The 26,898-nt window shown below is 36.9% G+C and carries 22 protein-coding genes; 14 read left to right on the forward strand and 8 right to left on the reverse strand.

Features of this window, described 5'->3' with window-relative positions; translation table 11 throughout:
* The first annotated feature begins 12 nt into the window (after positions 1-12).
* Entirely contained in the window at positions 13-1,422 is a 1,410-nt protein-coding gene (locus ACVWM0_RS05140; RefSeq protein WP_476473551.1) for a YfcC family protein, read from the forward strand.
* Between the two features lie 35 nt (positions 1,423-1,457).
* Complete coding sequence (gene arcC, locus ACVWM0_RS05145; RefSeq protein ID WP_476473666.1) at positions 1,458-2,402, forward strand: carbamate kinase; 945 nt, start codon at positions 1,458-1,460, stop codon at positions 2,400-2,402.
* 433 nt (positions 2,403-2,835) lie between these two features.
* On the opposite strand, the gene ACVWM0_RS05150 is transcribed toward arcC, so the two are convergent.
* Together ACVWM0_RS05150 and ACVWM0_RS05155 are read right to left on the reverse strand one after the other, a co-directional pair.
* Positions 2,836-3,222, reverse strand: coding sequence for a transposase (locus tag ACVWM0_RS05150; RefSeq protein ID WP_476473667.1), 387 nt, complete (start codon positions 3,220-3,222; stop codon positions 2,836-2,838).
* A 67-nt stretch (positions 3,223-3,289) separates the two neighbouring features.
* Complete coding sequence (locus tag ACVWM0_RS05155) at positions 3,290-3,952, reverse strand: hypothetical protein (RefSeq protein ID WP_476473552.1); 663 nt, start codon at positions 3,950-3,952, stop codon at positions 3,290-3,292.
* Positions 3,953-4,217: 265 nt separating this feature from the next.
* On the opposite strand from ACVWM0_RS05155, the gene pcrA reads away from it, so the two are divergent.
* Genes pcrA through rlmD form a run of 7 tightly spaced genes read left to right on the forward strand, consistent with a single transcriptional unit; the run spans position 4,218 to position 14,219 of the window.
* On the forward strand, positions 4,218-6,467 hold the full coding sequence (gene pcrA / locus ACVWM0_RS05160) for a DNA helicase PcrA (protein WP_476473553.1): 2,250 nt from the start codon (positions 4,218-4,220) through the stop codon (positions 6,465-6,467).
* 10 nt (positions 6,468-6,477) lie between these two features.
* Entirely contained in the window at positions 6,478-8,505 is a 2,028-nt protein-coding gene (gene ligA, locus ACVWM0_RS05165) for an NAD-dependent DNA ligase LigA (protein ID WP_476473554.1), read from the forward strand.
* Positions 8,506-8,541: 36 nt separating this feature from the next.
* Positions 8,542-8,847 carry an Asp-tRNA(Asn)/Glu-tRNA(Gln) amidotransferase subunit GatC gene (gene gatC / locus ACVWM0_RS05170; protein ID WP_476473555.1) on the forward strand — a complete coding sequence of 102 codons (306 nt, stop codon included), beginning with the start codon at positions 8,542-8,544 and terminating at the stop codon, positions 8,845-8,847.
* Positions 8,847-10,310: an Asp-tRNA(Asn)/Glu-tRNA(Gln) amidotransferase subunit GatA gene (gene gatA / locus ACVWM0_RS05175; RefSeq protein ID WP_476473556.1), complete on the forward strand. Its 1,464-nt coding sequence runs from the start codon at positions 8,847-8,849 to the stop codon at positions 10,308-10,310. The genes gatC and gatA overlap by 1 nt, the downstream gene beginning before the upstream one ends.
* Positions 10,310-11,740, forward strand: a complete 1,431-nt coding sequence (gene gatB, locus ACVWM0_RS05180) for an Asp-tRNA(Asn)/Glu-tRNA(Gln) amidotransferase subunit GatB (RefSeq protein ID WP_476473557.1) — start codon at positions 10,310-10,312, stop codon at positions 11,738-11,740. Before gatA ends, gatB begins: the two co-directional genes overlap by 1 nt.
* Before the next feature lie 14 nt (positions 11,741-11,754).
* Positions 11,755-12,801: a diacylglycerol kinase gene (locus ACVWM0_RS05185; RefSeq protein WP_476473558.1), complete on the forward strand. Its 1,047-nt coding sequence runs from the start codon at positions 11,755-11,757 to the stop codon at positions 12,799-12,801.
* A gap of 38 nt (positions 12,802-12,839) precedes the next feature.
* The gene (gene rlmD / locus ACVWM0_RS05190) at positions 12,840-14,219 is read left to right on the forward strand and encodes a 23S rRNA (uracil(1939)-C(5))-methyltransferase RlmD (protein ID WP_476473559.1); all 1,380 of its coding nucleotides are present in this window, start codon (positions 12,840-12,842) and stop codon (positions 14,217-14,219) included.
* A gap of 44 nt (positions 14,220-14,263) precedes the next feature.
* Here the strand turns inward: rlmD and ACVWM0_RS05195 are convergent, their stop codons facing one another.
* Complete coding sequence (locus ACVWM0_RS05195; protein WP_476473560.1) at positions 14,264-15,052, reverse strand: response regulator transcription factor; 789 nt, start codon at positions 15,050-15,052, stop codon at positions 14,264-14,266.
* A 212-nt stretch (positions 15,053-15,264) separates the two neighbouring features.
* Here ACVWM0_RS05195 and ACVWM0_RS05200 point away from each other — a divergent pair, with 212 nt between their 5' ends.
* Complete coding sequence (locus ACVWM0_RS05200; protein ID WP_476473561.1) at positions 15,265-16,593, forward strand: aldehyde dehydrogenase family protein; 1,329 nt, start codon at positions 15,265-15,267, stop codon at positions 16,591-16,593.
* 59 nt (positions 16,594-16,652) lie between these two features.
* On the opposite strand, the gene ACVWM0_RS05205 is transcribed toward ACVWM0_RS05200, so the two are convergent.
* From ACVWM0_RS05205 to ACVWM0_RS05220, 4 genes are all read right to left on the reverse strand, one after another.
* Complete coding sequence (locus ACVWM0_RS05205) at positions 16,653-17,219, reverse strand: hypothetical protein (protein ID WP_476473562.1); 567 nt, start codon at positions 17,217-17,219, stop codon at positions 16,653-16,655.
* 2 nt (positions 17,220-17,221) lie between these two features.
* Positions 17,222-18,019, reverse strand: a complete 798-nt coding sequence (locus ACVWM0_RS05210) for a hypothetical protein (RefSeq protein WP_476473563.1) — start codon at positions 18,017-18,019, stop codon at positions 17,222-17,224.
* A 115-nt stretch (positions 18,020-18,134) separates the two neighbouring features.
* A complete protein-coding gene (locus ACVWM0_RS05215; protein ID WP_476473564.1) occupies positions 18,135-19,064 on the reverse strand; it encodes an LPXTG cell wall anchor domain-containing protein in 930 nt (309 codons plus the stop codon).
* 117 nt (positions 19,065-19,181) lie between these two features.
* A complete protein-coding gene (locus tag ACVWM0_RS05220) occupies positions 19,182-21,332 on the reverse strand; it encodes an LTA synthase family protein (RefSeq protein ID WP_476473565.1) in 2,151 nt (716 codons plus the stop codon).
* 199 nt (positions 21,333-21,531) lie between these two features.
* Here ACVWM0_RS05220 and ACVWM0_RS05225 point away from each other — a divergent pair, with 199 nt between their 5' ends.
* The 3 genes from ACVWM0_RS05225 to ybaK are packed head-to-tail and all read left to right on the forward strand — an operon-like array spanning position 21,532 to position 24,023.
* The gene (locus tag ACVWM0_RS05225) at positions 21,532-22,716 is read left to right on the forward strand and encodes a class I SAM-dependent rRNA methyltransferase (protein WP_476473668.1); all 1,185 of its coding nucleotides are present in this window, start codon (positions 21,532-21,534) and stop codon (positions 22,714-22,716) included.
* A 39-nt stretch (positions 22,717-22,755) separates the two neighbouring features.
* On the forward strand, positions 22,756-23,514 hold the full coding sequence (gene aroD, locus ACVWM0_RS05230) for a type I 3-dehydroquinate dehydratase (RefSeq protein WP_476473566.1): 759 nt from the start codon (positions 22,756-22,758) through the stop codon (positions 23,512-23,514).
* A gap of 17 nt (positions 23,515-23,531) precedes the next feature.
* On the forward strand, positions 23,532-24,023 hold the full coding sequence (gene ybaK, locus ACVWM0_RS05235; protein ID WP_476473567.1) for a Cys-tRNA(Pro) deacylase: 492 nt from the start codon (positions 23,532-23,534) through the stop codon (positions 24,021-24,023).
* A gap of 63 nt (positions 24,024-24,086) precedes the next feature.
* On the opposite strand, the gene ACVWM0_RS05240 is transcribed toward ybaK, so the two are convergent.
* The gene (locus ACVWM0_RS05240; protein ID WP_476473568.1) at positions 24,087-25,358 is read right to left on the reverse strand and encodes a BaiN/RdsA family NAD(P)/FAD-dependent oxidoreductase; all 1,272 of its coding nucleotides are present in this window, start codon (positions 25,356-25,358) and stop codon (positions 24,087-24,089) included.
* Between the two features lie 104 nt (positions 25,359-25,462).
* Between ACVWM0_RS05240 and gdhA the strand changes: the two genes are divergently transcribed.
* Positions 25,463-26,812 carry an NADP-specific glutamate dehydrogenase gene (gdhA, locus tag ACVWM0_RS05245; protein ID WP_476473569.1) on the forward strand — a complete coding sequence of 450 codons (1,350 nt, stop codon included), beginning with the start codon at positions 25,463-25,465 and terminating at the stop codon, positions 26,810-26,812.
* Positions 26,813-26,898 lie beyond the last annotated feature (86 nt).

Genomic DNA, 26,898 nt, shown 5'->3' on the forward strand with positions numbered 1-26,898 from the left:
AGGTGGATGATTATGAAAACAAAAGAAAAAGGAAGCAACTTCTCAATGAAGACGATCAATACATTGGTCCTTCTTGTTTCGATTATGTCAATAATGGCCCTATTATCATGGATTATACCAGCGGGTATGTTTGAAAGAGAACTAGTAAATGGGAGGACAATGATTGTACCTGATTCCTTTCATTTTGTTGACAAATCTCCAGTTGGCCCATTTAGATTTTTAAGATCTTTTTTTACAGCGTTTGCAGATGTTCAAGAGATTGTTTTTTTTATATTAATTGCGGGTGGGTCTTTTACCATCATTAATGAAACAGGTATGCTAGAAGCTGGGATTAAGCGATTAGCAGATTTGTTTGAAGGAAAAGAATATTTAACGATTCCTATTGTGATGTTGATTTTAAGTATTACGGGTTCCACTATTGGTTTAAACGAAGAAACCATTGTGTTACTGATTTTAGGAATGTCGCTTGCACGCCAACTAGGCTATGATGGTCTAGTTGGTATGGCGATGATCCAATTAGGGGCTGCTGCGGGTTTTAACGCTGGTGTGATGAACCCTTTTACAGTTGGAATATCACAAGAAATTGCTGAGCTACCTTTATTTTCAGGAGCATGGCTACGCTTGATTATATTTTTTGTGTATTGGAGTGTTACCTCTTGGATGGTAGTGAGATATGCGAATCGAATAAAAAAAGATCCAGAAAAAAGTTATATTTATGAGTTAGAATTGAAAGAAAAAGAAGAACAAGTAAATGAAATTGAAGAGATTATTTTTACAAAACAACATGGTTATGTCACGTTAGTTTTTATAGCTAGTTTTGTCTTGCTATCGATTGGTGTTTTTAAATGGCAATGGTTTATTCCAGAGTTAGGAGCTGTCTTTTTAGGAATGGGAATCGTCAGTGGTATGGTAGGTAGAGTTCCTTTTGGGAAAATAGCTGATTTGTTTGTCGAAGGAGCAAAAGAAATGCTCTTTGCGGCGTTGACAATCGTCGTAGCTAGAGGCGTTTTAGTAGTGATGACAGAAGGTATTATATTAGATACTATTATTTATTACTTAACAAGTGTTATCACAATTTTTCCGGGAGCGTTAGCTGGGGTTGGGATGTATTTCATTCAGATCATCATTAATTTCTTGATTCCTTCTGGAAGTGGTCAAGCAGCAGCAACAATGCCTATTATGGTACCTTTAGCTGATGCTGCAGGTGTCACACGACAAACGGCAGTTTTAGCGTATCAATTTGGAGCAGGATTAATGGATTCAGTTATTCCGACATCAGGTATTTTAATGGCGCAATTATCAATATCTAAAATACCTTATCAAAAGTGGTTGAAATTTGTGATGCCAATCATTACAGTATGGATGATTTTAGGGATAGTCTTTCTATTAATTGCTTACTTTATTGGTTATGGACCATTTTAAGAGATAAATAATAATTAGAATGTACAGTGGAGGAAATTATGAGTAAAAAAGTAGTAGTAGCGCTAGGTGGAAATGCTATTTTGACTGATGATCCGACTGCTCAGGGGCAAATGGAAGCATTACGTCAAACAAGTAAGCATTTAGTTGAACTAATTAAACAAGGATTTCAATTAATTATCAGTCATGGAAATGGGCCACAAGTTGGTAATTTACTTTTGCAACAAGCCGCGAGTGACTCTATAGGGAATCCAGCTTTACCGTTGGATACTTGCGTAGCAATGACCCAAGGGAGTATTGGTTATTGGTTACAGAAAGAATTGAAAAATGCTTTAGTTGATGCAGGATTAGAAAAAAATGTTGTGTCGGTAATCACACAAGTCGTTGTCAATCACGATGATCCCGCTTTTAAAAATCCAACAAAACCGATAGGCCCATTCTTAACAGAAGAAGAGGCAAAGGAAAAAGCCGCAACTAGTACAGAACATTATATCGAAGATGCTGGACGTGGTTATCGTAAAGTTGTACCTTCTCCTAAACCAATCAGTATTGTTGAACATCAGATAATTAAAAAGCTCGTTTCTCAAGATGTTATTACAGTATCTTCAGGAGGCGGAGGTATTCCAGTTGTTCAGAATGAGCAAGGATTACAAGGTGTTGAGGCGGTTATTGATAAAGATTTTGCCTCTGCTAAATTAGCAGAATTAGTAGAAGCTGATTATCTATTAATCTTAACTGGCGTGGATCATGTCTATATCAACTATAATCTTTCGAATGAAGAAAAGCTAGAAGAGGTGACAATTAGTCAATTGAAACAATGGATAAAGGAGGAGCAATTTGCTCCTGGGAGTATGTTACCTAAAGTTGAAGCGACAATAGAGTTTGTAGAAAAGAGTCCCAGTAGTAAAGCTGTGATAACCTCATTAGAAAATATTTCTGCTTTTTTTGACGGCGGTTCTGCAACTGTTATTCATTATGGATAATAGTAATATATAATGTGTTATATGTTAATTGGATTAAGCTCTAACTATTCGCTCCAGTTCGTGATTAACAAGGAGTTATTTATTTTTAAATGTAATCGCTGTATGACGTTAAGAAAATTTTATGGCTCTTTATCAAATATGGTTGATGAATCAAAATGAAGTCGAAAGATGAGTGGAACGAACTTGTTTCATTCATCTTTTTTATTTAATTTAAATGAAGTTATTCATCACGAATATTCTTAACGCTATACTCTCAAATGTTTTAAATTTTTATGATACGCGTTTTAAAGTTTTTATATGGGTGTTTATAGCTTCTAAATGCAGCCATAATATCTTGAAAATAGTGATAAGCTTCTTTTAACGGTTCTGAATAATCTAGAAGTCGGTCAATCTCCACAGTTTCAATTGGTTGGGATAATATAGCTAACGGAAACTACGCCAGCTGGTTTTTAATTTTCGATAAGCTATCTGATTTTTTTAATGGCTTCATCTCTTTAATACGAAAGTCTTGAAGGGCTTTATTACAATGTTTAACAACATAAAAGCCATCAATAAAAATCTTTATTGACGTAAAGCCGCTCTTTGTGAGTTGGAAGTAAGCGACATTTATATCGATGACTAATAATTTGACTTGATTAAGGTTTGGATAATTGTTGCAATGAGAAGTCGATTTAGGTAACTTCTGTGAAGAAAGTATATTAATGAGTTTTCCTGTTTTACCATATGGACAAATAAAAATTTTGAAGAAAAAGTGAATAAGCCCCCCTTGGATCTTTTCTTTATGATGTAAAAATCGTAAAGAAAAGATCCAAGGGGGTATTTATTTAAATTAACAGAGTAAATTATAAAGTTAATTTAGCTTTTATATGATGGTTATTTTTATATCCTTACCTCTTAACTTCCATCCTAATCAATGCTTCAACCACATCTGGATTGCCAACTTCAACATTGACCACGCGAGGATGGTTTACAATATCTTGTGTGAAATTTTCCATATAAACAGGGTCATTTAACTGTTCAGCAGGTTGATGCCAATGAGAAGGGACGTCGTAGACATTAATGCTTCCGTCATGGTTGCTTGTATAAACGATTTGACCTTGGTAACTGAAATTTCCTGTTAACGTTATCGTATCAAAAGGCCAATCGATACTCCCTTCGCCATAAGGGCTGATAGGTTCGCCTTGATGAGTAGTGAAGATATTTAATTCAAAATCGTTGTCTAAATGATCTAAATAATTAGCCCCCATCACGCTTAACCAAACTCTGGCGTATTCAATTTCATCATCTGTATAAGGTAGTAGTTGATCAGGTAGTTTTCTCACTTCCTCTGACTCACTAATAAAAGGTTCTGTGCTACTATTTACGGTTGTTTCGCTGCTTTCTGTCGTATCAGATATACTTGTTTCTATCGTTGTTGAATGAGCTTCTTTCACGAGAGTAGTGCTAGAGGTGCTACTTTGTGCTACTGATTTTGGTTCTTCTTTTGAACAACTGCTGGCTAGTAATAAAGTTGACAGCAGTAGGGTAGTCGTTAGCCATTTTTTTGTCATGTTAAGTCCTCTTTTTTATTGAATTATTTATTAATATTCTCCTCCAAAGATATCATTAATATAACTAAACTATACATCAAAGGCTTTTTGTGTACAAATTATTTTTTGTTTCTTGTTAGAGAGGGGAGAAGAGGGGAAGTCGTGTCATGAAAGTGTCTTTATGAAACAAAAAAGATAATTTCAGTCATCTGATATTTACCGGAGAAATTTGTGGTGATTTTTGTTATAATAGAAAGGATTGAATAAGAAAGGATGTTCGTACCTCATGTCTAGTTTAAAAGAATTAATTGCGGGTTTAAATGATAAGCAACGAGAAGCCGTGTTACAAACAGAAGGTCCCCTACTTATTATGGCGGGTGCTGGAAGTGGGAAAACACGTGTTTTAACGCATAGAATTGCTTATTTAATTGAAGAAAAACAAGTAAACCCATGGAATATTTTAGCGATTACCTTTACTAATAAAGCAGCTAAAGAAATGAAAGAGCGTGTCGTGAATTTATTAGGACCTGAGGGAGAGGATGTATGGGTATCAACCTTTCATTCGATGTGTGTGCGTATTTTAAGACGAAATATTACTTCAATTGGTTACAATCAGAACTTTACAATCTTAGATTCAAGTGATCAATTGACGTTAATGAAACGTATCCTAAAAGAAGAAAACATTGATCCAAAAAAATACGATCCAAGAAGTATCATAGGGGCAATTAGTAATGCCAAAAATGAGCTTTTAACCCCAAGAGCCTATAAAGAGCGCTATACTGGCTTTTTTGAAAAAATAGTAGGAACGTGTTACACGCGTTATCAAAAAGAATTGCATCAAAACGAATCCTTAGATTTTGATGATTTAATCATGTTAACCATTCAATTGTTTGAAGAAAACGACGACATCTTGTCTTTCTATCAAAATAAATTCAGATACGTTCATGTGGATGAGTACCAAGATACCAACCACGCCCAGTATAAATTGGTTAAACTGCTATCAGACCGCTTTAAAAATTTATGTGTGGTAGGTGATGCGGACCAAAGTATCTACGGTTGGCGCGGGGCAGATATGCAAAACATTCTGAACTTTGAAGCGGATTACGATAATGCCAAAACGATTTTACTTGAGCAAAACTATCGGTCAACACAGCATATTTTGAAAGCAGCAAACAGTGTCATTGACCATAATGATGACCGTCGTAAAAAAGATTTGTGGACAGGCAATCAGCCAGGAGACAAGATTCAATATTTCACAGGTAGTACCGAACGAGACGAAACGCAATTTATTGTGAGCCAAGTTCAAAAAGAAATAAGAGAAAACAACCGAAAATTCGGTGATTTTTGTGTGCTTTACCGCACCAATGCTATGTCTCGTGTGGTGGAAGATACCTTCTTAAAATCAAATATTCCTTATAAAATGGTGGGTGGTCATAAGTTCTACGACCGAAAAGAAATCAAAGATATTTTGGCGTATTTAAAAATCATGGCGAATGAAATGGATTCATTGAGTTTTGAACGTGTTGTCAATGTACCTAAACGGGGCATTGGGCCAGGAACAATCCAAAAATTGCGTGATTTCGCGGATATTCATGGTTGGTCATTGCTTCAAGCAGCAGTAGATGTGGAATTAACCCCTCTAACAGGTAAAGCCCGTGGGGAGTTAGCAAAATTTGGTCAAATGGTCAAAGACATTACTAAGATGGTGCCTTTCTTAACTATTACTGAAGTAGTAGAAATGGTCTTGGATAAATCCGGTTACATCGACGATTTAAAAGCACAAAATACATTAGAATCTCATTCTCGTCTAGAAAACTTAGAGGAATTCTTAACGGTAACCCAAGAATTCGATAAACGGTTTGAATCAGGGGATTATGACGAAGAGTTAGAATTAGATGGTCAATCTAAGATGAGTATTTTCCTCAATGATTTGGCCTTAGTTTCCGATATAGATTCTTTAGAGGAAGACCAAAGCCAAGTGACATTTATGACACTTCACGCTGCTAAAGGATTAGAATTTCCTTGCGTTTTCTTAGTAGGCCTTGAAGAAGGAATTTTCCCCTTATCACGAGCCCTATTGGAACAAGACGAGTTAGAAGAAGAGCGCCGATTAGCTTATGTGGGGATTACCCGTGCGGAAGAAAAACTCTTTATCACCAATGCGAGCAGTCGAACGCTATATGGTCGAACTCAGTACAATCGCCCCTCTCGTTTCATTAAAGAAATTGATGAGACTGTGATTGAAACAGTGAACAAACAAATGAGTTATCAAGGCTCTAAACCTACCAATCGCTCGTATGGCAACCGCACAAGTTACAGTCAGCCAGCTAATAAAGTCGTGCATAACACGGTAGAAACAGGCGGAGAAAAAGGCACGTGGCAACCTGGAGACAAAGCGGAACATAAAAAATGGGGCGTAGGAACAGTAGTAAAAGTATCTGGAACGTCGAAAGATTTAGAACTAGATATCGCTTTTCCTGGACAAGGAATTAAACGGTTACTAGCAGCCTTTGCACCGATAACAAAAGTCGATTAAAAGGGGGACGATGCATTTGACACGATTAGAAATAGAAGCGCGTATTATCGCTTTAAGAGAGCAACTGGATACATGGGCACATGAGTATTATGTAAAAGATAATCCTAGCGTACAAGATAGTGAGTATGATAAAGCTTATCATGAGTTGGTTGACCTTGAAACGGTACATCCAGACCTTATTACACCGGAATCTATCACCCAACGTGTGGGAGGGAAGCTGTTAGAGGGCTTCAGTAAAGTAGAACATACGGTTCCCATGCTTAGTCTAGGAAATGCGTTTAACAAAGAAGACCTAGTTGAGTTTGATAAGCGTATTCGTAAATTGACGACTCAACCTATTAGTTACATGGTTGAGCTTAAAATTGATGGGTTAGCCATCAATTTAAAATACCGACAAGGCAAATTTATTCAAGGATCAACTCGAGGAGATGGGACGGTTGGTGAAGACATTACTCAAAACTTGAGAACGGTCAAAGCGATTCCTTTACAACTTAAAGAAGCGTTGGATATTGAAGTGCGCGGTGAGTGCTATATGCCAAAAGCGTCCTTTGTGGCATTAAACACGGAGCGTGAAGAACAAGGAGAATCAGTCTTTGCTAATCCACGTAATGCAGCAGCGGGGAGTTTAAGACAGCTTGATTCAAGCATTACAGCTAAGCGAAACTTAAGTACTTTTATTTATAGTGCAGCAGAAGTGGATGCTTTAGAAGTAGAAACTCAAAGTGACACCTTAGATCATTTTGATGCTTTGGGCCTAAAAACCAATCATGAGAGACAAGTCTGTGATGATATTGAGTCTGTTTGGTCGTTTATCGAGGCTTTCTCTGATAAACGAAACCAACTTGATTATGAAATTGATGGTATTGTGGTTAAAGTCAATGAGTTTGGTGCACAAGAGGACATTGGGTACACTGTAAAAGCGCCTCGTTGGGCGATTGCTTATAAATTCCCTGCAGAAGAAGCTGAGACTGTGATTCGAGAGATTGAGTGGACAGTCGGGCGTACGGGAGTAGTGACACCTACTGCGGTAATGGATCCTGTCCAACTTGCTGGAACAACTGTAGCGCGGGCTAGTTTGCATAACATTGATTTAATTCAAGAAAAAGATATCCGATTACTTGATCATGTAATGATTCATAAAGCCGGTGATATTATCCCCGAAGTGACGCGTGTCTTGGTGGATAAAAGAGAGAGTACAAGTGAGCCTTACCCAATTCCTACTCATTGTCCAACGTGTGACAGCGAGTTAGAGCGAATTGAATCAGAGGTAGCGATTCGTTGTATGAACCCAATGTGTCCAGCTCAGCTAAAAGAAGGACTTAATCACTTTGTTTCTCGCAATGCGATGAATATAGATGGCTTAGGCCCACGTGTTCTAGAGCAGATGTATGACAAAGAGCTAATTAAAAACGTGGCAGACTTGTACTTTTTAACAGAAGAACAATTACTGACGTTAGATAAAGTCAAAGAGAAATCAGCCAATAACATATTAACTGCTATTGAACAGAGTAAAGCAAATTCTCTTGAAAAATTATTATTTGGTTTAGGTATTCAGCATGTTGGCGCAAAAGCAGCTAAAATCATTGCCCAAGAGTATGGCACCCTTGACAAAATCATGGTGGCAACTAAAGATGAGATGAATCAGATTGATACAATTGGACCGATTATAGCAGATAGTATTGAAAAATACTTTGCCAACAGCGAAGTACATGATTTAATCGAAGAATTCAAACTGGCACATGTTAACTTGACTTACTTAGGCAAAACCAAAGCAGACTTATCAAACGTAGAGTCTGTCTTCAAAGATAAAATAGTAGTGTTAACTGGGAAGCTTATGCATTATAATAGAACAGATGCCAAAGAGAAAATAGAAGCACTGGGTGGCAAAGTGACAGGCAGTGTGTCTAAAAAAACAGACCTTGTGGTAGCTGGAGAAGAAGCAGGCAGTAAGCTTGTGAAGGCTCAAGACCTGGGAATTGACGTGTGGAGTGAAGAGGAAATGGTGTCAGCCATTGAAAATAGCACGAAGCGTTCATAAAATCAGAAGAGAAGATAGATGAGGAGTGACAGACAAATGGCAATTTCGAAAGAAGAAGTCAAAAGAGTAGCAAATTTATCAAAATTATCATTTAAAGAAGAAGAATTAGATATGTTTACAGAGCAAATGAGCCAAATCATAGAGATGATGGAGCGTTTGGAAGAGGTAGACACAGAAGGTGTTGCATTCACGTCTAACGTGACAAAAGAAATTAATGTGATGCGAGAAGACGTTGTCGTTCAAACCAACACACGTGACGAATTAATGAGTAACGTACCAGAAACACAAGATGGTTTCATTAAAGTTCCGGCAATTATGGATAATGGGGAGGCTGGCGCATAATGACAAAGGTACATGAATTATCAGTCAAAGAATTACAAACAGCGATAAAGAACAAAGAGGTTTCAATCGAAGAGGTTGTGACAGGTAGTTTTTCACATATCAATGCAACAGAAGACCAATTAGGAGCATTCATTACACTTAACGAAGCCAAATCATTAGAAATGGCTCGTCACATGGATAAAGAAGGAATAGAAGCACCTTTAGCTGGTATTCCAGTAGGGATTAAAGATAACATCGTAACAAAAGATGTATTAACCACTGCGGCAAGCAAGATGCTTTATAATTTTATGCCTATGTATGACGCGACAGCTATGAGTAAATTGTATGCAGCTGGGGCAATTCCAGTAGGGAAACTAAACATGGATGAGTTTGCTATGGGATCGACAACGGAAACGTCTTACTTCAAGAAAACAACTAACGCTTGGAACAAAGACAAGGTTCCTGGTGGTTCTTCAGGTGGTTCGGCAGCAGCCGTAGCAGCTGGTCAAGTACCCGCAGCATTAGGAACGGATACAGGTGGTAGTATTCGCCAACCTGCGTCATTCAACGGAATTGTTGGAATGAAGCCAACCTATGGCCGTGTGTCACGTTTTGGTTTGATCGCTTTTGGTTCTAGTTTAGACCAAATTGGCCCAATGACTCGTACAGTAGAAGACAATGCCATGATATTAAATGCCATTTCAGGTCATGATGTTAATGATGGTACAAGTTCTAAAGAAGCAGTGCCTGATTTTACAGCATCATTAAACAAAGACATCAAAGGCATGCGTATTGGTGTACCTAAAGAGTTTATGACAGAAGGTGTACATCCTGATGTCAAAGCAGCTGTGAAGAACGCTGTAGCTGTTTATGAGCAATTAGGAGCAGTTGTTGAAGAGGTTAGCTTACCTCATTCTCAATATGGCGTAGAAGTGTACTACGTGATTGCTTCATCAGAAGCATCATCTAACTTACAACGCTTTGATGGTATTCGTTATGGTTACCGTTCAGAGAATATTAATAACTTAGAAGATGTGTATATTAATTCTCGTTCTGAAGGATTCGGTGAAGAAGTGAAACGTCGTATCATGCTTGGTACGTTCTCATTAAGTTCTGGGTACTATGATGCTTACTTCAAAAAAGCAGGACAAGTAAGAACCCTTATTATGAATGACTTCAAGGAAGTATTTGCTAATTATGACCTAATCTTAGGCCCTGTATCACCAACTGTGGCTTATGATTTTGGTGCGGATGCAGATAATCCTGTAACGGCTTATATGCGTGACATTTTAACCATTCCAGTTAACTTAGCGGGCTTACCAGGAATGAGTATTCCTGGCGGCTTCTCAGAAGGAATGCCTATTGGCTTACAATTAATCGGAAATCATTTTGAAGAAGAGACAATGTATCAAGCGGCTCATGCCTTTGAACAAGCAACAGCATTCCACAAAATGACGCCCATTATTTTAGGAGGTAACGCATAATGAATTTTGAAACAGTTATCGGTTTAGAAATTCACGTTGAATTAAAAACTGACACAAAAATATTTTCTACATCAGCTGCTCATTTCGGAGCAGAACCAAATACAAATACTAATATTGTGGATTACAGTATGCCTGGTGTTTTACCTGTACTTAACAAGCGTGCTGTTGAGTTTGGTATGAGAGCTGCCTTAGCGCTAAACTGTGAGATTTCTCAATCCACTCATTTTGACCGTAAAAACTACTTCTACCCTGATAATCCAAAAGCCTACCAAATTTCTCAAGATGAGAACCCAATTGGTCATGATGGTTGGATTGATATTGAGGTTGAAGGCAAAACAAAACGCATCCGTATTGAACGTGTGCATTTAGAAGAAGATGCTGGTAAAAACATTCACAGTTCTGATGGTTATTCATTAGTGGATTTAAACCGTCAAGGGACACCTCTAATTGAAATCGTATCAGAAGCAGACATGCGTTCACCAGAAGAAGCCTATGCTTACCTTGAAGCGGTGAGATCAATCATCCAATTTACAGGCGTGAGTGATGTGAAAATGGAAGAAGGCTCAATGCGTTGTGATGCCAATATTTCATTACGTCCTTATGGGCAAGAAAAATTTGGAACAAAAGCTGAACTTAAAAACTTGAACTCATTATCTTACGTGAAACAAGGGTTAATGTTTGAAGAAAAACGTCAAGCGCAAGTCTTATTATCTGGTGGAGAAATCCAACAAGAAACAAGACGTTACGACGAAGCGACAAAATCAAGTATTTTAATGCGTGTGAAGGAAGGGGCTAGTGATTACCGTTACTTCCCAGAGCCAGATGTCCCTGCATTAGAAATCTCAGACGAGTGGGTAGAAGAAGTACGCAATAGCTTACCAGAATTACCAGCAGCCCGTCGTGAACGTTACACAACCGTATTAGATTTACCAGAATACGATGCGATGGTCTTAACTTTATCAAGTGCGATGTCAGATTTCTTTGATGCAACGGTTGATAATGGTGCTGATCCTAAACAAGCTTCTAACTGGTTAATGGGTGAAGTTTCTGCTCATTTAAACAGTGTGAAAAAAGAGTTACACGAAACAAAATTAACCCCAAGTAACTTAGCTGGCATGATCAACTTAATTGCTGACGGTACGATCAGTTCTAAGATTGCTAAAAAAGTGTTCAAAGAGTTAATCGAAAACGGTGGAGACGCTAAAGAAGTGGTTGAAGCAAAAGGGTTAGTCCAATTATCTGACCCAGCACAATTATTACCAATTATTAATGATATTCTAGATAACAATGAACAATCTATTGAAGACTTTAAAAATGGTAAGGCTCGTGCGGTTGGCTTCTTAGTCGGTCAAGCGATGAAAGCAACCAAGGGACAAGGTAACCCAGGTGTCTTAAATAAATTGATTGTGGAAGAACTAGGTAAGAGATAATAGTTGTTAAGGAGATGGCACGAATGAAAGCTCGTTTAATTTATAACCCAACGTCAGGTAAAGAACAAGTGAAGAAAAACTTAGCTGACTTGCTAGTAATTATTGAAAAAGCAGGATATGAAACAAGTGCCTTTGCTACCACCCCTGAGCCATTTTCTGCGAAGAAAGAAGCCCGTCGTGTTGCATTGGCTGGATTTGATTTAATTGTTGCCGCAGGGGGAGATGGTACCATTAATGAAGTCATTAATGGGATAGCTCCTCTTGAAAAGCGACCAAAAGTAGCGATTATTCCTGGAGGCACGACCAATGATTTTGCCCGTGCCTTACGTATTCCACGGGACAATCTACTAAAATCTGCTGAGGTAATTTTGAAAAATCAGACCATCAAATCGGACATTGGTAAGGCTGGAAATAATTATTTCATGAATATCGCAGCAGGGGGATACTTAACGGAATTAACTTACGAAGTTCCTTCTCAGTTGAAGAGTGTGTTTGGTTATTTGGCGTATTTAGCTAAGGGAGCGGAAATGTTGCCTCGTGTGAAGCCGATTGACATGAAATTAGTATTTGATGAAGGAGAATACAACGGGGAAGCCTCGATGTTCTTTTTAGGACTGACTAATTCCATCGGTGGCTTTGAGCAAATAGCCCCAGATGCCAAGCTAGATGATGGTAAATTTTCATTAATTATCGTAAAAACAGCAAATGTACTTGAAATTATGCATTTAGTTGCTATGATGTTAAATGGTGGTAAACATATTAATGATGACCGCATTATATATACCAAGACGGCAAAATTGAGCGCTGAACCTGTAGACCCAAGTTTCAGAATGATGATGAACCTTGATGGAGACTATGGTGGAGATGCACCAATGACGTTTGAAAACTTACAACAACACATTGAATTTTTTGCAAACATGGATGAAATTCCGGAAACAGCTGTGCATGGTGAAATTGAAGAAGTGACGGATCAATTTGTGAAACAGATTGAAAAATTAACAAACGAAGATATTAATGGTGATGGCCAGATATTAGGAAATGATGATGAGACTGAAGAGTAACCCTCTTCAGTTTTCTATTTCAGATAAGGAGAAGATGAATGAAAAATAATAATAGTAATTGTCCCGTTAAAAAGAATGAAGTATATGAGGTAACCATTGTTGACTTAACACATGACGGTATGGGTGTTGGGAAAGTAGATACTTACCCAATCTTTATTGAAAACGCGATACCAGGGGAAGAAGTGGAAGTGCTTGTTCTTAAAGCAACGAAAAAATTTGCTTTTGGTAAAGTGACTAACTGGATTAAAACAAGTCCAGACCGCGTAACAGATGTGGATGACAAATGGATCAGAACAGGGATTGCTCCTTTACACCACATGACATACGAAGCGCAATTACGCTTCAAACAACACCAAGTGGAATCAGCTATGCAACGTATTGGTGGGTTTGATAATATTTCTGTGGCAGAAGTTGTGGGTATGGAAGAACCTTATGCTTACCGTAACAAAGCTCAAATTCCAGTACGTAAAGTAAACCGTGAATTAGAGACTGGTTTCTTTAGAAAAAATTCTCATGATTTAGTACCAATGGAGAACTTTTATATTCAAGATCCAGCGATTGATGAAGCGTTAGTTATTCTTAAAGATATTATGAAAGAATATGGCGTAAAACCATACGATGAAGAGAAACATTCAGGTACATTGAAAAATATCATGATTCGTAAAGGCCATTATTCAAATGAATTAATGGTTGTCTTAGTAACTCGTAAAGCTAAAATCTTTAAAGTAGAACAAATGGTAGAAGAAATGGCCGAAAAAGTGCCTAACTTAGTATCGATTGTTCAAAACATTCACCCTGAAAAAACAAACGTTTTAATGAGTGATCAATTCGTAACGTTACATGGTAGAGATTACATTAAGGACACATTATTAGGGAACACTTACTGTATTTCAGCTAGCTCATTCTACCAAATTAATACAGTACAAGCAGAATCACTGTATACGAAAGCCATTGAATTAGCTGAACTTAAACCAACAGACACTGTAGTAGATGTTTACTGTGGTATTGGTACGATTGGTTTATCATTAGCGAAACAAGTGAAACAGTTACGTGGTATTGAAATGGTTCCTCAAGCCATTAGAGATGCTAAAACTAATGCACTAATGAATGACATCGAAAACGTGGAGTACCAAGTTGGTAAAGCTGAGTATATCTTCCCTGAATGGGTAGAAAAAGGCATTGAGAGTGACGTTATCATTGTTGACCCACCAAGAAAAGGATTGGACGCTCAATTTATTGAAGCCAGCGTTGAAATGAATCCAGATCGTATCATTTACATTTCATGTAACCCAGGTACATTAGCGAGAGACTTAAAAGTATACGCTGAAGCAGGTTACACAACGGATACTGTTTATCCATTTGATATGTTCCCACAAACAACTCATATTGAATGTTTAACTGTCTTAACAAAAAAATAAGCAAGAAAAAAAGCACGTAGCCTTTTAACAGGTTATGTGCTTTTTTAGTCCATAGAATGAGCCAATGCAAAATCTGTGTCTGCTGGGACGTAAGAATCTGTGAACTGTTGTCGGTATTGATTAGGAGTGTAACCTGATTCTTTTTTAAAGATGCGACTAAAGTAAGCTGGGTCTGAATACCCAACATGTTCAGAGACTAGGGCGATAGAATCTGTTGTTGTCACCAGTTGTTTTTTGGCCTGTTCAATTCGGTAGAAAGTGAGGTATTCAGTGAAAGGCATGCCTGTGGCCTCTTTGAATAATCGACTCACATAATTACGATGCATGTGAGAAAAATTAGCGAGTGTCGTCAAATTTATTTCTTCTTGATAGTTCAAATGAATGTATTGAATAATCTGATTAACTTGTTCCGACTTGTTATCAGTGATATCCGTTCTTGGATAATGGAGAAGAGACACTTGGTTTAAAGATAAAATACTTCGATGGATACTTTGTTGTAGCTCTTTTTCATCTAAAGGACTTACCAAATAGTCGATGGCACCACAACGAATGGATTTTTGTAAATTATCAAAGTTTTTTTCTGTATCAATCAGAATGACTTTAGTATTTGGTTGTTGCATTAATAATTCTGTTTTATACCGAAAGGGCTCTTTCATGTCAGAAGAAAGAGAAAGAAATAATAAATTAATTGGGTGTTCTTGCGCGGTATTTAAGACGTCTTCTGTGGAAAAGGCATCTGGTAATAAAGTGATATTAAAGAAATCACGTCGAATGATTTTTTTGATATACAGACGATCTTTCTCGATGGGTGTCGCAATTTGAACGTAACACATAGTATCATCTCCGTAAAGGTGTTTTTTGTACGTAGAGTATAGCATAAAAACAAGGAGATGCAAACGCTTATATAAGTGGCATGCTGAAATGAGAGAGCATGTTATAAAGGTAACAAAGTTAGATATAATAATCCTAAAAAGGGTCATGTTTTTCCTAAAGTAAACCGCTTACTAGGAGGTATAGTAAGAGTATCAAACGAGGGGGAATTAACATGACAGAAACAATTAACGGATTAATGGTACACGCCTTAGAAGCACAAGCAGATTACGCAAGCTTTGATCAAGCAGCAGTTGATAATATTGTCAAAGAAGTCGCGTCACGATTAAAGGATGCCTCAGTAGAGTTAGCTAAACTTGCCCAAACCGAAACAGGTTTTGGAAATGTAATGGATAAAACGACAAAAAACTTATTTGCTAGTGAAGTATTATACGAGAGCATTAAAGACATTAAAACGGTGGGAATTGTAGAAGAATTAACAGAGAAAAAAATGTTAAAAGTTGCGGTACCAATGGGAGTGGTCGCAGCTTTAATTCCATCGACGAATCCAACATCAACAACGATTTATAAATCATTATTAGCCTTAAAAACACGCAATGCGATTATTTTATCACCACATCCTAAAGCATTGAATGCTATTAGCCAAACTGTAGATATTATTAGAGAAGTATTAATCTCATTAGATGCTCCAAAAGATTTGGTTCAAGTGATTTCTGAGCCTTCATTAGAAGGTACACAAGCTTTGATGGCGCACCCATCTACAGCTTTAATTTTAGCAACAGGTGGAGAAGCAATGGTAAGAGCGGCTTATTCATCAGGAAATCCAGCAATTGGTGTTGGTCCTGGTAATACACCTGTTTTAATTGAAAAAAGTGCAAATATCCAACAAGCCATCCAAGACGTTGTCAGCAGTAAAACGTTTGATAACGGAACAATCTGTGCTTCAGAACAATCTTTAGTTGTAGAAGAAAGCATTAAAGAAGAGGTATTAAAAGAATTAGAAGCACAACATGTGTACATGATGACGGAAGAAGAATCTGCTAAAGTTGGGGCGTTTATTATGCGTGACAATGGCGCTATGAATCCTGAAATCGTAGGTAAAACAGCCTTAGCTATTGCTGAGCTGAGTGATATTACTGTACCTGAAGAAACAAAAATATTAATCTCAGAGCAGTCAGAGATTAGTAAGAAAAACCCATACTCTAGAGAAAAATTATCACCGATCTTAGCATTGTTCACAGTCGCAGATAGTGAAGAAGGCATTAAAGTATGTGATGCGTTGTTAAGAAACGAAGGAGCAGGACATACAGCCATGGTTCATACTGAATCAGATGAGGTTGTAAGAGCCTTTGGAACGCGTATTCCAGCTTCTCGTATCTTAGTGAATACATTGGCTTCTCTTGGCGCAATTGGTGGTACGACTAACTTGAATCCTTCTTTAACATTAGGATGTGGTTCAGTAGGTGGTAGTAGTTTATCTGAGAATGTTCACGTGGCACAATTGCTTAATACGAATTATGTGGCTTACGGAGTAGAAAAATAAAAATAAGTAACGAAAGAGCAGATTATCTGCTCTTTTTTGTATAGAAAAAGACTGTTAGCCTAAGCAGTAACAGTCTTAATGTTATCTAGTAAAATACAAAAATCGTAATATTTCGAGTTTAGAATTTCTTCATTTTGCGTGACAATAGTAATAGTACTTTCTTGAAGCATGTTAAATTTTTTGAGTATCGGCATCAATTCTAATAAAAACCTAGATTCAGACTTCGTTTGAGGCATATCGTAATCAAAAATTAAAAGATGATGTTCAAGGATAATGGCACGAAGGAGCTGTAGGATTGTTTGATCTGTTAAAGAAACACATTGTGCTTTTAAGCTTAACACTGACGATGTCAGATTAAACAAAGATAAATGCTCTTCAATCAGTAATAGTGATTCCTGTTGCTTTTTTCGGTTAATACCAAGAAGTAAATTTTCTCTAACGGTTAGGAATGGAATCATCGGTTGATTCTTACCTAGTCTAAGAACAACAGTACTGTTGTTAGAGGTTTGACAATGGTGAAATACTTGTTTTCTCTGTTCTCGTTTTCCTGCGGCATTTTCTAAAAGAACCGTCATTTTTTTTTCAATAAACGACTGATATTCCCATTGACTATCATTAACTGACACAATTAATCCCTCCGACTAAATAAGAATTTGGTATGGACACCAAATGATACAGATGAGCCAAGAACTGCAACAAACGTAAGAAAAGCAGTGTTGGCTATAATTTGTTTAATCATATGTGTTGAGCTGTTAATATTTATTTGACTCTCAAATAAAGAGGCCTCATTAAAGGGTAGTAGACCTTTGTTGGTTGTCTGTATATTATCTGAAGACAACGCGGTGCTGTTACTTATTTTATTTGTTCCATTGTTTGCTAATAAAGAAGGATTCACAACAATGTTTTGCTGAGACAAACTATATTTCACAGTGGTTTGATTTAAAGTGGTTGCTTTTGAGACAAAAGGCCCTTGAAAAAGAAGAAGTAAGATACTAACACTCAAGACACTTGCCGTGATAGGAAAAATCAGCTCAATAATTAATTGATTCAATATTTTCACTCGTTTGATTCCCATGAAATATAATGCTTGGATTTCTTCCTGTCTAGATTTAGCGAAGATAAAACCAACAAAAATAAAAAGTAACAGAGATAAAAATAAACATCCTACATACAAAGTTTGATAGAGATGCATGACTGATGTATTAGTATGTATCAATTCTTCACCAATTCTTGCATTAAAATGAGAAGACACTTTTTTAAAATACGTTACTTTACCATCGAAAAAAATCATGGTTGTACGTTGTGTTGCAATTAGCTGTGACAATAAAGTCAGCAGCAATAGCAATCCTGAAAAGAGGGCGAAAAAAAGAGTAAATGATTTTTTATGATAGGTCACTGCGTTAAATGATTGTTTCATTAAATCCATATATTTTCCCTCCAACTAAGATTGATTATAACGATAAGATGTGAAAAAAATATGAACAAATAAAAACAAAAACAAGACTTTGCGTGATAAAGTCTTGTTTTGTTAGATATTTGTATTATACTCGCTTATTTTTCTTTAAATAGGTATAGACAACTGTACCTATTATAGCAATTCCAATTCCTAGGTATAAGAAAGGATGGCCTTTTTCTCCCGTTTTTGGTAGGGTGTCTTTCTTTTCTTTTGATACAGTTTGTTCTGTTGTCTCTCCTGGTTCTGATGTGATTATTTCTGTAGAATCATCGGTGGCAGTAGAGCTGTTTGTACTAGTCTCATCTTTATGAAAGTCTTCATCCGTTACATAAAGGAGGGGAGCCATTTTTCCGTAACCTTGGGTGAGTTGTTCTTGTTCTGTGATAGATAACCGAGTTAAGACCTGTGTTAGTTCATCATCAGTCATCTTCCTAATCGCTAAAAAAGAACTATTGCTTGGATAAAGGACGCTTAGATATTGGTTTAATGCTGTAACATCTTTAAGTAGTTCACTGTAACTTGGAATGTCATTTGGGTTGTAATAAAGAGCGGTTAAGGCATCTTCTACATTCACAGTATTGTCAACATAGAGAGTGGTTAGAAGTCGCGCATAAGCACCATAATCCATCCCAGTAATATCATAGTTATAACGTGTAAAAAGGGTCATAGCATTTTCTAGTTGTGTATCTGTGTAGGCATCTAGTGTTTCTTTTGATAAATGATAGTCTTCTTTCATAAGCTCCTCTCTAATTTGTGAAGAGACAGGAGGGGTGTCTAAAGGAATAGCCTCTTTTGTATTAGCGTCAACAGCGGACTCGACAAAATCAATAATACTCTCATGATCGATTGGTTTATCACTATCCGAGGTGGTATCACTGCTGTTCACACTACTATTTTCTAATACCGTACTTTGTTCTGTTTCGTTAGTTGATTCAGCAAAAGCTGGGGTTGTATAGGTTAATAAGCTTGTACAAGCGACTAAAAGCAATGTGTTATACATGACTAATCGTTTCATCTTAAATCACTCCTTGTTTGTAATAATTGTAACACTCTTGTAATACTAAAGCAAAAGAAAGGGAAGGGCTACTAAAATAAAAAAAGAACAAGGCACAATAGCCTTGTTCTTTTTTGTTTATTTTTCAGTTGTGCTAGATTCGCTGGTTGACTCTGTGTTCTCATCATCTGAACCATGATATTCTTTGTATGATTTAGTTTCATACATTGGCATGGTTGATTGATTATTATGTTGAGAGAAGACACTCGTTGATTTGGCTCCTTTTTGAGCTTCAATCTCAAGCAACTGTTCTAAGCCACCTTTGTAGTCGTAATCTGCTGGATTCACAGGTTTCAAGCCACTTTCAGTGTAGAATCTTAGTAAGTCACCATTGGTTAAAGCATCTGACATGTTAAGTTGAGATGAGGCACGTTCACGGGCTACGTCAACTTCTTGTAATGTCTCTTCAGAAGGATCATCAATGATTTCTCCTGTTTCGTTTGAATAAATAGTGTGCCCAATTACTGTATACTTAGGTGTGACAAATGTTCCATTTCTAAAGGCAACGACTTGATTCTTATCTTCTGAGAATAAATCTTGTCCCAGTTGAATGTAGTTTTGATTATCAATACCTAAAAGATGTAATAAGGTAGGTAACATATCTACTTGACCACCATATACATTTGATACTTGACCTTTTGTTTGGCCAGGAATGTGGAACATCATTGGGACTCTTTGTAACTGAGCGTCATCAAAGTCATTCCAATCATCTTTTGATTTTCCTAATAAATCAGCTAAGTATTTATTTCTAGAGTTTGAAATACCATAGTGATCACCATATAACACAATAATAGAGTTATCGTATAAGCCTGATTCTTTTAAATAGTTAAAGAATTCTTCCACAGCTGTATCTAGATAGTTAGCTGTTGCGAAGTAACCATTAATAGTTGGGTCAGGTGTGTTAGAAATCGGGAACCCAGCATCATCGTCTTTAAATTGTGAATAAGGGTAGTGGTTCGTTACAGCAATAAATTTTGAATAAAAAGGTTGTTGCATATGTTCTAAGTATTGTACTGATTGATCAAAGAATGGTTTATCATGCAAACCATACTGGAATGAATTGTTTTCATTGACGTCATAATAACTAGCATCAAAGAAATGCTGATAGCCTAGACGTTTGTATGTTTCATTTCGGTTCCAAAATGCGCCGCCATTACCATGGAAGACAGCAGATGAATAACCGGCTTCTTGCTCCAAAATCGCTGGGGCTGCTTGGAAGGTGTTTTTGTCTCCCAACTGTGTAAATAAAGGTCCTTGACCTAACCCAAAGAAAGAATTTTCTAACATGGTTTCGGCATCACTCGTTTTTCCTGACCCAACTTGATGGAAGCCGTTTTCAAAGCTGAAGGTTTCGTTTGAATGATATAGTTGGTTTAAAAAGGGTGTCACTTCATGCTCTACGCCATTTTCATCTTCTAAGTTATAGTCAATTAAGAATTGTTGGAAACTTTCTAAATGGATATATATAACGTTGCGTCCTTTAGCGATACCAAACATATCGTCTTTAGGTTTAGCATAGTTATCTTTGACATAATGTTGAACGTCCACTAGATCGTTTTCACTGGCTTGAGCGCGTCGTTGATTAGCATTATATGTTTGAACGCCATCATAGACTGTAAACACGTTCATGCCTAAGTATTTAACGATGTGATCACGTGAGAATGTTCGTTTTAACAATTCTGGGCGGTCTGTTTCTGCTAAAGTCAAGTTGACTGAAAAGAGAAACACAGACAAACAGGTGATTGCTAAAGATGTTCTCGCTCGAACCGGACGCTCATCTATTTTGATTTTTTTGAATAGAAGAAGGCCGATAAGGACAATCAAGTCAATCCAGTATAAAAAGTCATAAGGTCTAAACATGCGCAATGCACTTTCGCCTAAACCTGAAGAAACTTTACCTGCTCCTAACATGGTATTTACGGTAATAAAATCGGTAAATTCTCTGTAATATATGATGTTTGAAAATAGTAGCAAGGTAGTTAATGCTGCTATTATGATCATTGCTGAATATGATCGCTTAGAATTCTTAACATACAATCCCGCTGACAGTAAAAAGAGTGTCGAGGCTAAAGGATTAATAAAAAGAATGAAATATTGGAAAATATTTTCAATACCTAAGTTAAAATCAGCAAAGTAGGCAAAAATACTTTTGACCCATACAAGAACAGTTAATAGACCGAAAAAGCCAAGTCTTGTATGTATCCAATTGGTTTTATAATTATGTTTCAAAGTGTTACTTCCTTTCTGAAAAACAACCCTGTTCAAATTTGTAAATGAACACACTTCAAATAATTTTACCTTTAACTGATAAACATGTCAAACATTAAAATAGTATCTGAGTCTTTTCTATTAAAATAAATTCGTCGCTATCAAATAAAAAAACTGATATAGTAGAGGATAGAGAATGAAAAAGAGGAACGATAAAGAAATGAAAAAAATAATAATTAAAAAAAATCAAAGCAATAAATTCACAAAAGGGTATCCACTGGTTCAACGAAAAGACTTAGTAGAGCCTATGACAACAGAACATGACGATCAATTGGTGATGTTTGTTAATGAAGACCACACCTTTTTATCTTACGGTTATGCGAGCGAGCAAAATAAAGGCATCGGATGGATGCTTAGTTTCAATCAAGCTGAACCAATCACAGACTCTTGGCTAATGAAGCAATTACGTTATGCTATTGAGCGTCGGGATTCTTTTTTTAAAGATGACTTAACAACTGCTTTTCGTTTGGTTAATGGCGAAGGAGATGGTTTAGGCGGTATGACGCTTGATTGGTACGATGGTTTTTTAGTCATCTCTTGGTATAATCGTGGTATAATTAAACAAAAATCTCGCATTGTTAAAGCGATACTTCAGTTATTGCCTGAAACAAAAGGGGTTTACGAGAAAATCAGGTTTAAATCTGAAGAGTATAATTATGAGTCCGCTTTTATCTCGGGACAAGAAGCACCAGAACCTTTACTTGTAGTAGAAAATGGGGTTACTTATGCCACTTATATGAACGAAGGTCTTATGACAGGCATCTTTTTAGATCAAAAAGAGGTTCGTGGGAGATTAACAGAGGGGCTTGCTGCAGGTAAATCATTGCTGAATATGTTTAGTTATACAGGTGCCTTTTCATCAGCTGCTTTGATGGGAGGCGCTTCTCATACAACCAGTGTTGATTTAGCTAAACGAAGTCGTGAAAAAACAGAAGAACAATTTAACGTCAATGGCTTTGACACAGAGTCTCAAGACATCATTGTCATGGATGTTTTTGATTATTTTAGGTATGCTAAGCGTAAAGAAAAAAGCTATGATGTGATTGTTTTAGATCCACCAAGCTTTGCAAGAAATAAGAAAAAAACATTTTCAGTGGTTAAAGATTATGAGCAGCTTGTGTCTGATGCCTGTGACATACTAAACCCTGAAGGTTACCTGATTGCTTCGACCAACGCAGCCAATCTATCTTATGATAAATTTGTGGAAATGGTAGAAGCTGGGATTAAGAAAAAAAACAAACGTTTTAAAGCAGTAGACCATTTTAGATTACCAAAAGATTTTGTGGTTTCTCCACAATTCAAAGAAGGCAATTACTTAAAGGTTCTATTGTATAAAATAGATTAAACATAAAATGAAGTGAATTTAGGATGGGGTCGAGACTGAATGGCAAATTTGAAAGTTAGAAATGTGACCTTAGGTGCGGGTAAACCAAAGGTCTGTGTATCATTAGTAGCAACAAATTTTGAAGAACTCTTTGCTGAAGCTTTGCGTTTGAGCAAGTTAGATTGTGACATGATAGAGTGGCGTGCAGATTATTTTATGTATGTTGGAGATTTATCTTTTATGCGAAAAGCAGTATACTTCATCAGGTATGCTATTGAAGATAAACCCTTAATTTTTACTTTTAGAACCCAGTCAGAAGGTGGAAATCAACCGATTGCTGAGTCTTACTACTTTGAACTGTATGAGTACATGATATTGACAGGGCTGATTGACATTATTGACATTGAATTGAACCGATTACCATTAATGGAAAAAAATGTGATTAGCTTTGCTAAAGCTAAAAACGTCAAGGTACTAGTATCTAATCATAACTATCAAGAAACACCTAGCATACCAGAAATGACGTCTATTCTTGGAGACATGGACAATGTGGGAGCAGATATCTTGAAGTTAGCCGTTCAACCACAGAATATGTCGGATGTGTTATCAATTTTAGATGTGTCCAATACCTTGCAGGAAGCCAAGCCAGAACTACCTTTTATTATGATTGGTATGGGCGAAGTAGGTAAATTAACTAGAATGACAGGCGAATGGTTTGGCTCGGTGATAACCTATGCTTCTAATAACCGATATCAGTCAGATTTAGGCCAATTACCAATTCATCAGGTGAAGAAGGGGATGGATATCATCGGAAAATAAAGCCGGTGATCAAGATTATGAGTAAAAAAAAGAGTGATAAAACAAACGCTATTCGCTTTTTAGCGCAAAAAAAGATACCTTTTGATGTGAGTGAGTATCATTGGGATGAGCATCATTTAGGGGCTGTTGAGACAGCCAGTGAATTAGGGCTAGATCCTGGTTCTATTTTCAAAACATTGGTAACAGTTGGGAATAAAACAGGGCCTATTGTAGCTGTTATTCCTGGAAACAAAGAATTAGACTTAAAAAAATTAGCAAAAGTCAGTGGTAACAAGAAAATAGACATGTTACCAATGAAAGAATTAGAGCCCTTAACAGGGTATGTTCATGGGGGCTGTTCTCCTATTGGAATGAAGAAGAAATTTCCTACTTACTTAGCTGAAGAAGCAGCAGATATGACTTTGTTTCATTGTTCTGGAGGAAGAAGAGGGTTACAATTAGCCATCAATCCGAAAGAATTAGCACAAGTAATTCAAGCTGACTTTGCTGATTTGACCGCTGAAAAATAACTTAAAAAGAGTAAGAAACGCATACTAGATGTGTTTCTTACTCTTTTTTGATAGTCATGTAGGTTAATAATGAAAATAACTTGCTACTTTCGCTGCATGCATACCTGCCACACGACCTGTTACAAAGGCAGCAGTGATATTGAAACCACCTGTATAGCCATTAATATCAAGCAACTCACCACCAAAGAAAAGGCCTTCTACGAGTTTACTTTCCATGGTTTTAGGATTGATTTCCTTCAGAGAAATACCACCACCGGTAACAAAAGATTTATCTAGAGGATATGTTTCATAGACTGTGAAAGATAATTCCTTCATATTAGCAATGAGTAATACCATCTCTGCTTCGGTCATTTGTTTGAAAGGAAGTTGCGTTGGTATCTCTGATTTTTCTAATAAAAACTCTAAGTATCTTTCGGGCAAGACGTTTTTCAACGCATTTTTTACCGATTTTTGTCCGTTATCTTGTTGCAAAGTAGTTAATTGTTTCAATAATTCTTCATGAGTGGTGTCAGGAACAGCGTCCAGAGTCATTGTAACGTCCCCATAACTCTTGCTTAACTCTTTATTAACAAACATACTACAACGCAACGCGGCAGGCCCAGACACACCAAAATGGGTGAAAATCATGTCCATTTGATGGCTGACGATTTCTTTTCCTTTGTCATTAAGTACAGCAAGGGTGACGTTACGCAGAGATAACCCTTGTAATGTTTTACTTTTGATAAAATCAGCATTGGATTTAATCGGTGATTCTGTTGGGAATAATTCTGTAATGGTATGACCAGCTTTTTTTGCTAAACGATAACCATCACCAGTGGAACCCGTGTATTGATAGGTTTTGCCACCCGTTGTTAAAATCACACAGTGAGCCATAATTTCTTCTTTAGTGTCTGTTTCCACACCAGTTATTTGACCATTAGTAATGATAAGCTTTTTGACGGTTGTTTTAGTAATAATATCAACCCCCAGTTCTTTTAACTTTCCAGCTAGACCATCAACGATTGCTTTTGAGGTGTTTGCAACAGGGAATAATCGTCCGTGATCTTCTTCTTTTAAAGGAATATTATTAGATTCGAAAAAAGTCATAATATCGTAGTTATTAAACTGAGAAAAGGCACTATATAAAAATTTCCCGTTGCCAGGAATAAAAGAAATAATTTCATCCGGCGATTTTGTATTGGTCACATTACAACGACCACCACCTGTTAGTCTTAATTTTTTACCTAACATTCTATTTTTTTCAATAATGGCCACTTTGGCGTTGTTTTCAGCTGCAGAAATGGCGGCCATCATACCACTCGTACCACCACCGACAACAATTACATCATAATTCATTTAAATTTGACCCCTTTCTAGAAATTTAGTTTATCACAGAATTGTAATTTTAGACGGGAAAGAGTAAAATATTTTTATATTGAAGATAGAAGGTGTTGATGCAGATGAAGGAAGTAACAAATTATATGGAACAATTATCTGAAAAATTTCACGGGGATTATCACTACCAACCTGAATTTTTACAAGCGGTGGATGAGTTTTTAGTATCTATTACCCCGTTTTTAGAGAAACATCCAATGTACGTGGAAAAAAATATTCTTGAAATGGTACTAAATCCAGAAAGACTGATTGAATTCAGAGTGCCTTGGGTAACGGATTCAGGTGAATGGATGGTGAATAGAGGATACCGAGTACAGTATAATTCTGCTTTAGGGCCTTACAAAGGCGGATTAAGATTTCACCCAACGGTTAACCAAAGTATCATGAAATTCTTAGCCTTTGAGCAAATTTTTAAAAACAGTTTGACTGGATTACCTATTGGCGCTGGAAAAGGTGGCAGTGACTTTGATCCAAAAGGAAAATCAGACAATGAGATTATGCGCTTTTGCCAAAGTTTTATGACAGAATTACAAAAACATATTGGACCTGATACAGATGTGCCAGCAGGGGATATCGGTGTAGGGAAACGTGAGATTGGTTATTTATTTGGTCAATACAAACGTTTAAGAGGCTACCAATCAGGTGTATTAACAGGCAAACCTCTAGAGTTTTGGGGTTCTTTAGGCCGAACAGAAGCGACGGGATATGGGTTAGTGTATTTTGTACGCCATTTATTGTCAGACAAATCAGACTCTTTCGAAGGTAAGAGAGTCTTGGTCTCAGGTAGCGGAAATGTATCGATTTACGCGATTGAAAAAGCCCAAGAATTAGGAGCTTTGGTTTTAGGCTGTTCTGATTCAAGTGGTTATGTGATAGATCCTGACGGTTTAGATTTAGGGCTTATCAAACAAATCAAAGAAGTGGATAGAGAACGAGTGGATCAATATGTGACACATCGTCCTAACGCTACTTTTTATCCAGGAGACTGTATTTGGTCAGCGGATACGGCTTATGATATTGCTTTACCTTGTGCGACTCAAAATGAAATCGACGCTGAATTAGCATTAAAAATGGTAGAGCAAGGGGTCAAAGTTGTGGCAGAAGGGGCTAACATGCCAACGATGATTCCAGGTGTTGAGGTGTTTGAAAAAAATAACGTTCTATATTGCCCTGGTAAAGCAGCTAATGCAGGAGGTGTTGCGGTATCTGCTTTAGAAATGGCTCAAAATTCTCAACGAGTGCCTTGGACATTTGAAGAGGTGGATACTCGCTTGGATATGATTATGAAAGATATCTATGAAAACTGCCGTGATACAGCCTTAGAATACAGCGAAGCCGACGATTTAGTTGCTGGAGCGAACATTGCAGGCTTCAAACGAATTGCTGAAGCAATGTTCATTCAAGGGTTGGTTTAAACCTAATTAAACAACGTGAATTATTTTTCAGAAAATTTTGTGCGTTTGTAATGAAAAAATGGTAAAATGAAAAGGTAGTAACAGGT

Source organism: Vagococcus sp. 211 (assembly GCF_056322705.1).

Excerpts from the sequence above, each read along its gene's own strand:
- rlmD (WP_476473559.1), top strand. The coding sequence starts at position 12,840 with ATGAAAAATAATAATAGTAATTGTCCCGTTAAAAAGAATGAAGTATAT.
- ACVWM0_RS05210 (WP_476473563.1), bottom strand. The coding sequence starts at position 18,019 with ATGGATTTAATGAAACAATCATTTAACGCAGTGACCTATCATAAAAAA.
- aroD (WP_476473566.1), top strand. The coding sequence starts at position 22,756 with ATGGCAAATTTGAAAGTTAGAAATGTGACCTTAGGTGCGGGTAAACCA.
- ACVWM0_RS05240 (WP_476473568.1), bottom strand. The coding sequence starts at position 25,358 with ATGAATTATGATGTAATTGTTGTCGGTGGTGGTACGAGTGGTATGATG.
- ACVWM0_RS05225 (WP_476473668.1), top strand. The coding sequence starts at position 21,532 with ATGAAAAAAATAATAATTAAAAAAAATCAAAGCAATAAATTCACAAAA.
- ligA (WP_476473554.1), top strand. The coding sequence starts at position 6,478 with ATGCATTTGACACGATTAGAAATAGAAGCGCGTATTATCGCTTTAAGA.
- gatC (WP_476473555.1), top strand. The coding sequence starts at position 8,542 with ATGGCAATTTCGAAAGAAGAAGTCAAAAGAGTAGCAAATTTATCAAAA.
- ybaK (WP_476473567.1), top strand. The coding sequence starts at position 23,532 with ATGAGTAAAAAAAAGAGTGATAAAACAAACGCTATTCGCTTTTTAGCG.
- ACVWM0_RS05140 (WP_476473551.1), top strand. The coding sequence starts at position 13 with ATGAAAACAAAAGAAAAAGGAAGCAACTTCTCAATGAAGACGATCAAT.
- ACVWM0_RS05155 (WP_476473552.1), bottom strand. The coding sequence starts at position 3,952 with ATGACAAAAAAATGGCTAACGACTACCCTACTGCTGTCAACTTTATTA.
- ACVWM0_RS05200 (WP_476473561.1), top strand. The coding sequence starts at position 15,265 with ATGACAGAAACAATTAACGGATTAATGGTACACGCCTTAGAAGCACAA.
- gatB (WP_476473557.1), top strand. The coding sequence starts at position 10,310 with ATGAATTTTGAAACAGTTATCGGTTTAGAAATTCACGTTGAATTAAAA.
- ACVWM0_RS05215 (WP_476473564.1), bottom strand. The coding sequence starts at position 19,064 with ATGAAACGATTAGTCATGTATAACACATTGCTTTTAGTCGCTTGTACA.
- gdhA (WP_476473569.1), top strand. The coding sequence starts at position 25,463 with ATGAAGGAAGTAACAAATTATATGGAACAATTATCTGAAAAATTTCAC.
- ACVWM0_RS05195 (WP_476473560.1), bottom strand. The coding sequence starts at position 15,052 with ATGTGTTACGTTCAAATTGCGACACCCATCGAGAAAGATCGTCTGTAT.
- ACVWM0_RS05185 (WP_476473558.1), top strand. The coding sequence starts at position 11,755 with ATGGCACGAATGAAAGCTCGTTTAATTTATAACCCAACGTCAGGTAAA.
- pcrA (WP_476473553.1), top strand. The coding sequence starts at position 4,218 with ATGTCTAGTTTAAAAGAATTAATTGCGGGTTTAAATGATAAGCAACGA.
- gatA (WP_476473556.1), top strand. The coding sequence starts at position 8,847 with ATGACAAAGGTACATGAATTATCAGTCAAAGAATTACAAACAGCGATA.